The sequence below is a fragment of the Bradyrhizobium iriomotense genome (assembly GCF_018130765.1).
Classification (GTDB): domain Bacteria; phylum Pseudomonadota; class Alphaproteobacteria; order Rhizobiales; family Xanthobacteraceae; genus Bradyrhizobium; species Bradyrhizobium iriomotense_A.
In genome coordinates this window covers 61,425-73,849 of sequence record NZ_JAFCJZ010000033.1, presented here as the reverse complement: position 1 = coordinate 73,849, position 12,425 = coordinate 61,425, and the positions used below count along the sequence as shown (strand labels likewise).

Sequence of the window (12,425 nt, the reverse complement as noted above, 5' to 3'; positions counted from 1 at the left end):
CCGTCGCTGACGATCGACAAGAACACGTCGGACTCGACGGTCGACCATGCCGGGCAGGTGATCCACTACACGATCGACGTCGACAACACCGGCAATATCGACCTGACCAACGTGCAGCTGACCGATCCGTTCGCGGATGCGGGCAGCGTGCAGCTGGCGAGCGGCGATGACGGCGACGGCGTGCTGGAGACCAACGAGACCTGGCACTACACGGCGACGCATACGGTGACGCAGGCGGAGATGAACGCCGGCACCGATCTGGTCAATCTGGCGACGGTCGACACCACCCAGACCGATCCGCAGAGCGACGACGCCACCACGACGGTGGACCAGGACCCGTCGCTGACGATCACCAAGACCGCGGTCATCGCCGATGGACATGCCGACCAAGTCGGCGACGTGATCCACTATTCGGTCGTGGTCGACAATACGGGCAACATCGATCTCCACAACGTGGTGGTGACGGATACGTTCGAAGGCAGCGCTCCCGTCATACTCGACACCAGCAACTCAACCCTGACGGGGGACACCGATGGAGATGGCGTTCTCGATGTTACCGAAACGTGGACATATACCTACGACCACGTTGTCACCCAAAACGAACTCAACACCAGGGGAATCGATTTCGACAACAGCCTCGATAATTTTGCGAGTGTGACGACGACCGAGACTGGTACCGCTTCCGATGATGCGCATGTACCAGTCGCGTTGGGACCTGGCGTCCGCACGCCAGGGTTCTGGTCGCAGACCAACGGGAATACGAACTGGACGAAGTTCTGGGACGGCATCGTCGGCAATGAGTCAAAGCAGTCGGGGACCAACGGATTCCCGAATGGCGAAATCACGCAGGCGGTGGTCAACGCCGGAACGGGTGGTCATCTTGTCGACACCAACGGCGATGGCCTACTCAATGGTTCCGACGCCGCAACGGCGCCCAAGATTGCCGCCGGCTTGCTGATCGGCGACTTCAATCTGGACGGTATCCAGGACCCCGGCGAGAACACGTTCTTCATTAACTTCAGCGACGCGCAATCGTTGCTGAACGCCAACCAGAAGCAGTTGCAGAACGCCGAATACCAGGAGGGGCGGGCGCTGGTCGCAACCTGGCTCAACTACCTCGCTGGAAATCCGATCGAAGCCAGCGATCCCACCAAGGTCGATGCCAAGGATGCGATTCAATGGGGGGTGAACTGGCTGCTCAAGACCACCGCTCAAACGGATGGAAATATCACGCTTGGTGATATGAACAGCCATTCGGTTACCGCGGGATCAGCGCAGTGGAACATCGGTATCGATGGGCCGGACGCCGGCATCGCTCCGACCGCCTACGCCCAAATTCCGCAGTACGATTCCGCACTCGATATCCCGGGAGGAGTGCAGATTCTGGGCGTGCTCGACGAGTACAACAATCACGGCACGGTCTACGGGACGGTGATCGCGACGACCCCGTAGGGTATCTGTGATGCCTTGACCAGTAAGATAACGGCGGCGCTTCGGGGCCGCCGTTATGATTCCGGAGATCGGGTTATTGGCGACGCACCCGGAAAATTCTGAACTCCGCGCCGAGGCGCACCGGTTCTATATTTCCGGCGATTTCCAGCGCGCGCTGGAGTCGCAAATCATGCTTGTCAACGGCAACCGCCGGTCCGGGGAGCTGACGTCGCACGACTTTCGTGTTCTGGCCCTGTGCTATCAGGCGGTCGGCGATATCAAGCAGGCCTATATGGCCTGGCGCGACGCGCACGCGTTCGAACCAGGCGATGCAGTCACCAAATCCAACCTCGCCCTTATCGCCGCGAAATTTGGCAAAGCCGATGAAGCAGTCAGGCTCGCAGAAGAGGCGGTAAATGCCCGTCCCGACGATGCGAATTGCTGGACCATTCTTGCAAACGTCCAGTTCCGCCTGGGCCGGCTCGAGGAGGCGCGACAAGCCGGATTGCGCTCTCTCAAGATCAAGGATGAAGCGACGGGCCCGGCGCGCCATTCAATTCGCGTAGAAGTTCCTCCGTTCGGGACGACCGATCCCAAGCGCAACGTCATCGCCTATTCCCTTTGGGGAAACAATGATCGTTACCTGATCGGTGCCGAGCGAAATGCCATGGCCGCGCCGTTTATCTACGAGGGATGGTCCTGCCGCTTCTATGTTGACGATTCGGTGCCACCTCAACGTCGTCAGCGTCTGATCGATCTCGGAGCGGATATTGTGATGATGCCTCGACCCAATGTAGCGTTCGCCGGGCTGTTCTGGCGTTTTCTCGTTGCCAATGATCCCACGGTCGATCGCTACCTCGTCAGGGACGCCGATTCGATCGTCAACGCGCGGGAGCGGGTAGCGGTAGACGATTGGATTGCCTCGGGTCGACACTTCCACGTGATGCGGGATTTTTGGACACACACCGGTGTGATGCTTGCCGGACTTTGGGGAGGCGTTCGTGGCGCTCTGCCGCCGCTGGTTCCGCTTATCGAGACATTTCTCTCCGACAACCATGAGTACCCGGAACGAACGCTGGATCAGCGCTTCCTGCGCGAGGCCATATGGCCGATTGTGCGACAGTCTGCGCTGGTCCATGACTCGGTTTTTCGCTTCGGCGGAGCTGTCGATTTTCCGCCTTTCGGGCGCAGAGCATCGGGTTGCCACGTCGGACAAAATGACGCCTTAGAACCAAAATCAGGCGGTCGCGAACTCCCGGCGCCCGACGTTGGTTTTTGACCGTCGGTTCGCGGGACAAACAAATCACGGCAAACCTGCGATCCGCTCTCTTGGCGCAATCTGCCTTATGCCACCAGCGTCCAGGCGTTGGCTCCCAGGTGTAAACTTGTCGGAGCTACGGCGATCACGTCGACGACTGTGATCGCAGACTGGCCATTATGCGCATCGACAATCACGTTTGTTCCGCCACTGCTGTCGGCTCCGAGCTTGAGCCAGCCATCTGCGATCGGATCGCTGCCGACATACCCGACGGTCGCGAGCAACTGATGCAGGTCGATTGCATCCTGTCCCACGGCGAAGTCGCGAATGAGGTCCACTGCAGTGCTCAAGGAACGGAATTCAAAGGTATCGCTGCCCGCGCCCCCGGATAGTACGTCGGCGCCGGCGCCTGCGACGATCAGATCATTGCCGCGGCCGGCCTGGATGGTATTTCCCGCATCGTTGGCAATGATCGTGTCATTGCCATCGCCTGCCCAGACATTCTTGATGATGGTGCTGGCGCCGATCTGAAGGGTCTTCCCTGCGATCGTATCGACGGCACCGGAATGCAGGTCGAGATAGGATCCGCTTGTGACCGCGGCAGTGTTGATGGTGGCGGATCCGCTTGTATCGGCAAGCAAGAGACGATTGCTGCCGGTCGCGGTCGCGAATTCGTCCGTGTAGATGTAGGTCGCCGGCGTCGTCGGCGCATCGCCGATCGCCGTCAGCGTCCAGCTGTTGAGCGTCCCGGCGTTGCCCTTGACATTGTCCGTCACGGTCAGCGTCCAGCTCCCGCTCGCGTCTTCACCCCAGAAATTATTGGCTGAAGTCTCGAAAACGATTCCACTGCCGGTGCCACTCGTTGGATGCGCAACAAGGACTGCACTGGTTCCGACGGACGATGTCAACGTTACGGTGAGATCGGCGACATGTGCGTGCGTTATATTGAGATCGACGACGACTTTGTCCAGCAACAGCGAAGAGCCGAAATTGATTGTGCTCTGCAGGCTGCCGGTGCCGTCGGGAATTGCTGCATTGTCGACATGGCTCGCGCTCTCGGACGACAGGTTCGCGTATGTCGATTGTTTGTTCCAGCTCTCCGCGAGCCTCACAGCCGCCGTCGCGTCGACCAGACCGAATCCATAGTCAGGGTTGAAATGCAGGCCGCCGCCATTCCAGTCATGCGCGCCGTTGGTTTGCCAACCGGCATTTCCGGGATCGGAGTTCTTGGCCGAATAGGCGAGTATTTCCTGGATGTCGCGATAACCCAGATTGGGGTTGGCTTGCAGCATCAATGCGATAACGCCCGATACCGTTGGCGCAGCGTATGAGGTGCCTGCCGCCGCGAAATAGTCAGTACTGGACCATCCGGACGCGCCAAGCCTGTCATCGGTCATCACCCAGGAACCGGGAGCCGAAACCAGAACGGCGGCTCCTGGCGTGCTGAACGATGCAACCCAACCATAGTCGTTTGTGGCTGCGACCGTGATCACATAGGGATCGTTTTGATAATTGTGATAGTTCACATCATCGCCGGACGCCCGGTTGTTTCCTGCGGCAAATACGATGGGAATGCCAAGCCCGCCGCGTCCCTGCGCGACATCGTTGATGATCGCGGTCTTCGAAGAGGCCCACGCGCCGAAGAAATTATCCTGGTAGGCCGTCGAGTAACCCCAGCTTGCATTCGCGACGTCCATGCCATTGGTGACGAGATGGTTCAACGCGTCGGCAAGTTGGCTCGGGCCACCCGTTGAATAGCTGATGCGGAAGCCGGCGACGTCGGCGTTGTAGGCAACGCCTACAATACCCGAGCCGTCGCGTGCCGCAGCAAGAACTCCGGCAACAGTCGTGCCGTGCGAGTCGGTTGAGCCGCCGTACGCGTCGGTCCCGCCACTCACGGCATCATAGTCCAGCCCGGAAAGATAATGAGGACTCAGGTCGGGATGTTTGTAATCGATGCCGTCGTCGATGACGCCGACCTTGACTCCCAGCCCGGTATAGTTCTGCCAGGCCTTGGCGACATTGATGCCGCCGGCGCTGCTGGTCAGGTTCCATTCCTTGTAGAAGTACGTGTCAGTCGGCAGCGTGCTGTCGCCGGTGGGCGGAGTCAGGGTCGGCGACAAGATTGTTACGGTCGCAAACTTCGTCGTCGTGGCTCCCTGACCAACCGTGGTTGTGGTGCCTGCGGTGCTGCTTCCCCCCGACGTGCTGCCGCCCGTCGTTCCGCTACTGGTCGCACCGCCGCCCCCTTTTCTCGAAGCGAAGCCCTCCGGAGCGCCGCCGTCCGACGTCGCGACGCTCATGTCCACGCCGTAACTGTCTGCCTGGTGCGTCGCCGGAATGTCCATCAATCCGACATTGGCCGAAGCGATGTTCAGTCCGAAGAATTCCCATTCCAGAGCATTTGCATTCGCTTCAGAGAAATTTCCGTACTGATCATTCACGCCCCGCTTGGCCATTGAATCTCCTTGTCCATGCGACGGAAGAAACGCGTCATGTCGCGCGCGTTGGTGCGGAGATCGGACGGCGGGGCAAATTAAAGGCGGGTAAATTCGGTAGTTAAACGGGAATCAGTGGTTCCAAAACACTGATGGATGCATCCCAATTTTCCGCATCGATTTAATGGTGCATAAATTCTTGATGCTTGTTTATTCCGGTCGTTTCGAGGCTGGTAAAATCGTCCTGGACTGGACGGGACGACGACGACTTGATTTCGTTCCAGGATGAAGTGTCGTTTCCGCACGCGATGACGAGGGCGAGCCAGGCCGCGACCGCGCCGACATGGGCGGATGTGCGCCGGGGTCTGGTGTCGCCTCGCCAAAGGTCCCCAGGATTCGTAATTTCCAAATATTCGGATTGACAGAAATTGTGGATTGGCGTATATGCATCGCCATCCTGGGCCGTCAAGAGGGACGTATCGCGATCGTCACGACACGGGGGCCGGGATGCGGTGGACGCGACGGCGTCGGCGCGAGCAGGGTCGCAGGGCGGGTATCGTTCAACGGTGCTCCGTGAGCGGCAATTGCCCGCGCTACGACACGGCGCCGACAGCGTCTTCACATGGTCTCGACGGTGCGCGCACGCCAGCCGTTGGGAAGCCAGTGGAGATGTGCGCGGACGGAGAAGTCGTGTGGTCCTGACGCCCGAAGTCTGGCGTCAAGCTTGGCGGAGGTGCATCGCGCCAACCGGCGTCAGCGCCGAACATCCGCCAGGTGACGGGGGCAATAGAGCTCGTCTCCCCGGGGAGAGCGCGAAGGAAACCGTTAAAACCATCCGCGCAGGGAAGGCCGGGATGCCGGTTTCACCTGTGATCCACCCGTGCGCACTTTCTCCGCACACGGGGTTGCGGGTGCCGACCGGCGCCCGGCCTTCCCAGCGCCCTTTCCTCCGGGAGGGGGAATTTCCAGCGCGAGCCCGGGCATGTTGCGCCGCGGGAATGCCAACCCATGTCCGTTGTCTCGGTTCTTGTCGGAATTCCGCTGGTTCCGCGTCCCTTTACCCGCCGTATTTAGGTGCGCGTTCAATCAAGATAAATGCCGTAAACGCGCCCCGTAGCTCTACGGGCGCCTTTACCTTCCAGCGAGGATTATTTCGCGGGCCCGACAGCTGTGCTAAACATTCTGCTTGATTAGACAAGAATTGTAACGGCTGCCGATAGGTCTTTAATTCGGCCGGGGCGTTGTCGCTCCGGCGGTCATTTTTGATGGGGGGCGGGGTATCCGCCGGATTGTGTGAGCGCGCCTTTCAAGAGGCCGGACGAGCTCCGGCGCCTGCTGCAGACATGCCAGGGCTATTTCGTGACGGCCGGCATCTTCAGCCTTGCCATTAACCTGCTGTACCTCGCCGGCCCGCTCTACATGCTGCAGGTTTATGACCGCGTGATCTCGAGCGCCAGCGAGATCACGTTGCTGATGCTCACGATTGCGCTGCTGCTGGCGTTCATGGCGCTTGCCGGGCTGGACGCAGTCCGCGCAAGGGTGCTGACCCGGGCCAGCATCCGCCTTGACCGCAAGATCGCCTCGCGGGTGATGACGGCAATCATCGATCGTTCGGCCAGCACGGGCGGCGCCCGCAGCCAGGCGATCCGCGATTTCGATACGTTTCGCCAGTTCGTCACCGGGACCGGCATCCACGCTATCTTCGATCTGCCCTGGGCTCCCATCTACATCGCGGTGATCTTCGCCCTTCATCCGTTGCTGGGTGCCTTTGCGCTGGGGTGTTCGGTCATCCTGGTGCTGATGGCGCTGCTGAGTGAGTGGCTGGTGAAGCTGCCGCTCACGGAATCGAACGAAGCCGCCGCGCGCAGCTACAGCTTCACCGAAATGAGCCTGCGCAACACTGAGGTCGTGCGCGCCATGGGCATGACAGGTGGTCTGCTGCGGCGCTGGAGTCGCGACCGCGACCGGATGCTCGAGCGCCAGGTCGCTGCAAGCGACCGCGCCGCCGCGATCCAGAGCCTGATCCGTTTCCTGCGCCTTGCCATGCAATCGCTGATCCTGGGTTTGGGCGCATATCTCGTGATCGAGCGGGTCACGACGGTCGGTTCGATGTTCGCGGCCAGCATTCTGCTCGGCCGCGCCTTGCAGCCGGTCGAGCAGATCGTGGGCTCCTGGCGCGGTCTCGTGTCGGCGCGTGCCGCGTTCCTGCGCATTCGCGAGCTGATTACCGCGCATCCTCTCCTCGAGGCCGGCCTCACGCTGCCCAGGCCCAACGGGCACGTTTCCGTGGAGGCGCTCACCTTCGTTCCCCCGGCAAGCTCCAAGCCCATTCTGCGCGGCGTCACCTTTGCCGTAGAGGCGGGGGAGGTGCTCGGGGTCATCGGGCCATCCGGGGCCGGGAAATCGACCCTGTCGCGCCAGCTTGTCGGCGTGCTGACGCCTTCGGCCGGCGCCGTGCGGCTGGACGGCGCCGATGTGGCGACCTGGGTCAAGCGGGCGATCGGCGACCATGTCGGCTACCTGCCCCAGGATATCGAGCTGTTCTCGGACACGATCGCCGCCAATATCGGCCGCTTTGATGAGGGCAGCGACAAGGATGTCATCCTCGCCGCCCAGCTCGCCGGCGTGCACGAGATGATCCTGAGGCTTCCGCACGGTTACGACACCCAGGTCGGAGAGGGCGGCGCCATTCTGTCCGGCGGCTTCCGCCAGCGGATTGGTCTGGCCCGCGCCGTCTATGGCAGCCCAAGCCTCGTCGTGCTCGACGAGCCGAGCTCGAACCTCGATGCCGAAGGTGATGTCGCTCTGGCAGATTGTATCGTGCAACTGAAAAAAAGCGGGACGACGGTTGTCATCGTCTCGCATCGGCCGGCGACCATCGGGGTCGTCGACAAGATTCTCGTCCTCAGAGATGGCGTCGCCGAAATGTTCGGGGCTCGCGCCGAGATCATGGCACGGCTGACCCGTCCCGTGCCCGTGCACGCCGTGCAAGGCTCCAGCAGCTAGGCTCGCCCAATGGCCATTTTAGATGGAACACCCAAGAATCTCGCCGCTGCTGGCAGCCGGGCCGGTCATTCCGTCGGGCCGCCCAGCGACTCGATCAGGCGTATCTCTCTCGCCGGCTGGGTCATTGTTGCCGTATTCTTCGGCGGGATTGGTGCGTGGGCGTTGACCGCGCCGCTCAACGGCGCCGTCGTGGCAAACGCGGTCGTCAAGGTTGAAGGCAATCGCAAGAGCGTCCAGCATCTCGACGGCGGCATCGTGAAGGAGCTGCGGGTCAGGGAGGGTGGCAAGGTCCGCTCCGGTGACCTCCTGATCGTGCTGGACGAGACCCAGGCGCGCGCCGAATACGAAGTTCTGACGCAGCAATGGGCCGTGCTTCGTGCCACGGAGGTTCGGCTCCTGACCGAGCTCGATCACGGCTCCGCACTCGTGATGCCGTCGGATCTGCAGGCGCGTTCCGAAGATCCCTATCTCAAGAGCGTCTGGAACGGACAGGTCAGCCAGTTCGAGAGCCGCCGGGCCGCGCTGGAGGGACAGCGCAGCGTCATCCGCGAGAAGATCAACCAGCTCGGCTCGCAGATCGTCGGCGCCCAGGCGCAAGTGAAGTCATTTACCGACCAGATCAATTCCGTTCACAGTGAGGCGAGGGATATCGCGCCTCTCGTCGAACGGGGCCTGATTGCGCGCCCGCGTATTCTGCAACTGGAGCGTACCGCCTACGGCCTCGAAGGTCAGATCGCGGATTCCAATGCCAACATTGCCAAAGCCCGCCAGGCCATTGCCGAGCAAGAGCAGCAAATGGCGCAGCTCGACAATGATCGAATGACCGACGTGACCAAGGACCTTCGTGACACGCAGGCGAAGATTCTGGAGGTCATCCCAAAAGCCATGAACGCCAAGGCGGTCCTGGGGCGCATGGAGATCCGCGCTCCCTATAGCGGGCAGGTGGTCGGCCTCAACGTCTTTTCAGTCGGCGGCGTGATACAGCGCGGCGAGAAGATCCTGGACATCGTCCCGGAGCAGGATGGGCTGACAATCGAAGCGCAGGTGGCGGTCGAGGATATCAGCGACGTGCATCCCAACACGCGTGCGGAAGTTCACCTCACGGCCTACAAGCAGCGGATCGTGCCGATCATTCATGGTGACGTCATCCAGGTCTCGGCAGATCGTCTGACCGACCCCAAGAGCAACAACCCATATTACACGGCCTTTGTGCGAATTGATCAGGACGAGCTCGCGGCCATGCCGAACATCAAGCTTTATCCGGGAATGCCGGCAACCGTCATGATCCCGACCGTTCAGCGCACGGCGTTCGAATATCTGGTTGGGCCGCTGATCATGTCCTTCAACCACTCCTTCCGCCAGAAATAGGGGGCATGGGCCCGGTCGAGCTTGCTCGCGCGGATGGCGGTGAGGCGGCCATTAACTGGCGGCGCCGACACCGTAAAGACGCTTTAATGATGCGAGACGCGCTTGTTGTGCTCCTGTTTAGCCTGCTTGCGGGTTGCGGAGGAACGCAACTGGCGCTCCAGAACGAGAGCGAAGATTCGTCCGTAAATCTGGCCGACGCACTCGCAGATTGCCGCAACGCATTTCCCGATCAGATCGCGCAGGCTGTGCCACGTGCCGATTGCATCGTGAAAGCAATGGAGCTCTCGGTGCGGCCCAGATTGCAGTATCCAGAACTGCTCGACCGCGAAAATGCATTGCGCAAAGCACTTGCCGTCCAGGTCTCGGCCGGCAAGGTCTCACTGCTTGAACGTAATGACCAGATTGCGAAGGCGCACAGAGCCATCATGGCGGAAGAGGCGGAAATGTTAGGCGCAGCGCGGTCGGAAGGGCAGGGACGTAGCCCGTCAGCCGTGGTTCAGTGGCGGGCTTCCAATTCGGATGCGTGCGCCCGGCTCGGGGGCAATTCTCCGAATTGCTATTGAACGCGCCTGGCGTGGCGAAACCAATTTGGCGCGCAAGGCCGCGCGAAAGCCTGCCTGCGTCGCTCCAGGACTATTTAAACGGGTCGTCGATCGACGCGGCTGACTGACTGCCTCACGCGTCGAACGCCGATGGGGGAGCCGTCCGACACGAACAGCAATTCATAGCTCTGTCCCCGCGAATCCGTTGCAGTGCAGGTGACACTCGAGACCCGCCGCGCGGCAAAGTTGCCGAACTGGCGGCAGATGCCGGTCGATGCCTCCTCCGCGGGCACCGGCAGCCCATGGACCTTCGGCCGGTGCTTGGAATTCAAGAGCATCCGATCGATCGGTAGCTCGTAGGAATTGTCGTCGAAGCGCTTTCCTTTCTCGCCGGAGAAGGACACGACATGGCCGTCATCCGCCGGATCCTCGATAGCCACCGCGAAGCTCACCCGACCGGCTTCGTTATGAGCGTAGGCAACGGCCTTGCAGGCGTAGCTGCGACCCGCGATCTTGAGGGTCGTGCACTTGCCGGACATGTGTGCAAGGATGTCGATCAGAGGCTGACGATGCTCGATCCGCCTGGGAGCGTCCGGACTTTGCTCTGCTGCCGGACGGGGCTCGGCCGTTTGCGCGACGCAAGGAGCCGCAAGCGCAAAAGGCGCCCCGGTCAACAGCAACAGCCCAGGCCGCAACCAACATAAAAAACGCCGCCAAATGCTCACGCAATCCCCTCTGCCGGGCCGTGTCCCGCGACGAAGAAAAGCCCGTTCGGCCAAACCCTTACCCCGCTCAATCGGCCGCATAGTGACATTGGAGCGACCACGGATCAATCGAGTGAAGAAGCGGCAGGGACTGCCTTGCCTGTTTACTTAATGCCGCCGAAGCATTACAGGGCCGTAACCGACCGGCCGCCCCTTTCCCTCGGCGGAGCGGCCGTCCGCAGCCGGGGTCACGTGCCAGCGTCGAGCTATGGAGTTAGGAACGCGTGACGCTGAGCGGAATTGCCTCTCCAGCTGTGGCTCGGGCCTTGCATGCCTGGTCGGCTGAACGAAACCGAAGAGGCAGTTGGGCTGACTGATTGCACAGGATTGCGACGAGCCGCATCGGTTTCCGAAGGCGAAAACCGATGGATCGATGATTGACTTGAAAACGAACGAGACCGTAATCTCGCTCACTTATGGTCGTTAACGCTGATTCCCACGCACGCAAATGGAATTTACAGGTGTCTAAATTGAAGAACAAGACGGTCGCCAACTTCGGTTCGCGCTTGAAACAGCTGCGCGAAGAGCGGTCGATGACCATCACGGAGCTGGCTCGACGGATTGACGTGACGCCCCCTGCGATTTGGCATTGGGAGAAGCGCGGCAGGGTACCCAAGGCCGCCACCATAAAGGCCGTGGCAAAGGTGCTTAACGTCAGCGCCGAGTTTCTCGAGGACGGTGTTCATCTTGTGAATACTCAGGATCAAGGTCCCTCCGACCAGCTCTCGATGCGGCCGGACGAGATGAGCCTCGAGCAGCTGATCCGCGCCATTGAGGCAAAGGGCTTCCACGTCCGGATCTCTTCGGCTGGCGATCGGGAAATCTAGAAGGCGGGGCGCGCCGTATCTCCGCCTGGAATATTGGCGAACCACGCCAAGCTCCTTTCTGTGTTCGTGTTGAAACCCGCGAAATCGGCCAGGCTGCAATTAACGCGGGTGGCTCGCTTACACCAACCCTGAGTCCGGCAATCCTGGATGCTGCATTTGCCGGCCAAAGGTCGGTGTCACCCGTCGGTCGCCGACCTCTCGTTCGCGCAACGCACGCCTCGGTCGGGTTTGGCGAGGCAGCGTTCAACTTGCAGCATCATCCAGCGCAAATGCGCAGCTGTTCGCCGAGCGGTTTGTAACGCCTGAACGCCACGGCGTGGTGCTCCTTTGGCAAAGAGTGCTGTGGGCATGCGCGACGCCGCACGACCGGCCACTAGATTCCGGTCTCTCACGCTCGATAAAAAAATCGTCAAGGCAGCAGAGTATCGGAGCTGCTCTGACGCCACGCATGCTTTCGTTTTGTGGCATCCGCATCAATTGCAACCTCAGGCTACATAAGGTCGAGTTATGTATTTGGGCAAAATTTAAGCCGGGCCCCGCGCCTAAGTTATTGAGGAGGCACACGCCTCCTGAGTGGAACGGATCACCGTCAAGAGCGTCGGGTTGCAATCGCAGTCGTGATTCAACCGGAGTTTATTTCAGCGAGTTGTCGATAAAATGCGAGGATGTAAAGCGCTTGTAGCCAATCTGAGGTCGTGTCATACTTTCGTAGTTAAAGCTGATTTAAGCTCCGCGTAAATTTCGTTTAAGCCGCCCACTCGTCATTCGAAGGAGGCGATGCAATGAACAAG

7 protein-coding genes and 1 pseudogene are annotated in these 12,425 nt (G+C 60.7%); 6 read left to right on the top strand and 2 right to left on the bottom strand.

The genetic code is table 11. From position 1 onward, the window contains the following. Both JQ635_RS36280 and JQ635_RS36275 read left to right on the top strand, forming a co-directional pair. The coding region (locus JQ635_RS36280; RefSeq protein WP_211414561.1) for a DUF7507 domain-containing protein at positions 1 to 1,452 on the top strand (1,452 nt) is incomplete at its 5' end. Between the two features lie 55 nt (positions 1,453 to 1,507). Beyond that, positions 1,508 to 2,710, top strand: a complete 1,203-nt coding sequence (locus tag JQ635_RS36275; RefSeq protein WP_211414560.1) for a tetratricopeptide repeat protein — start codon at positions 1,508 to 1,510, stop codon at positions 2,708 to 2,710. Between the two features lie 65 nt (positions 2,711 to 2,775). On the opposite strand, the gene JQ635_RS36270 is transcribed toward JQ635_RS36275, so the two are convergent. Beyond that, positions 2,776 to 5,148, bottom strand: coding sequence for a S8 family serine peptidase (locus JQ635_RS36270; RefSeq protein ID WP_211414559.1), 2,373 nt, complete (start codon positions 5,146 to 5,148; stop codon positions 2,776 to 2,778). A gap of 1,272 nt (positions 5,149 to 6,420) precedes the next feature. On the opposite strand from JQ635_RS36270, the gene JQ635_RS36265 reads away from it, so the two are divergent. From JQ635_RS36265 to JQ635_RS36255, 3 genes are read left to right on the top strand one after another with little or no spacing between them, the layout of a single operon-like run. After that, entirely contained in the window at positions 6,421 to 8,133 is a 1,713-nt protein-coding gene (locus JQ635_RS36265; protein WP_211414558.1) for a type I secretion system permease/ATPase, read from the top strand. Positions 8,134 to 8,142: 9 nt separating this feature from the next. After that, entirely contained in the window at positions 8,143 to 9,501 is a 1,359-nt protein-coding gene (locus JQ635_RS36260) for an HlyD family type I secretion periplasmic adaptor subunit (RefSeq protein ID WP_211414557.1), read from the top strand. Positions 9,502 to 9,506: 5 nt separating this feature from the next. Next, positions 9,507 to 10,064, top strand: coding sequence for a hypothetical protein (locus JQ635_RS36255; RefSeq protein ID WP_211414556.1), 558 nt, complete (start codon positions 9,507 to 9,509; stop codon positions 10,062 to 10,064). Positions 10,065 to 10,134: 70 nt separating this feature from the next. On the opposite strand, the pseudogene JQ635_RS36250 reads toward JQ635_RS36255, so the two are convergent. Continuing rightward, a pseudogene (locus JQ635_RS36250) lies at positions 10,135 to 10,723 on the bottom strand (hypothetical protein). A 554-nt stretch (positions 10,724 to 11,277) separates the two neighbouring features. Here JQ635_RS36250 and JQ635_RS36245 point away from each other — a divergent pair. Further along, a complete protein-coding gene (locus tag JQ635_RS36245) occupies positions 11,278 to 11,634 on the top strand; it encodes a helix-turn-helix domain-containing protein (protein WP_211414555.1) in 357 nt (118 codons plus the stop codon). The last annotated feature ends 791 nt before the right edge of the window (positions 11,635 to 12,425 follow it).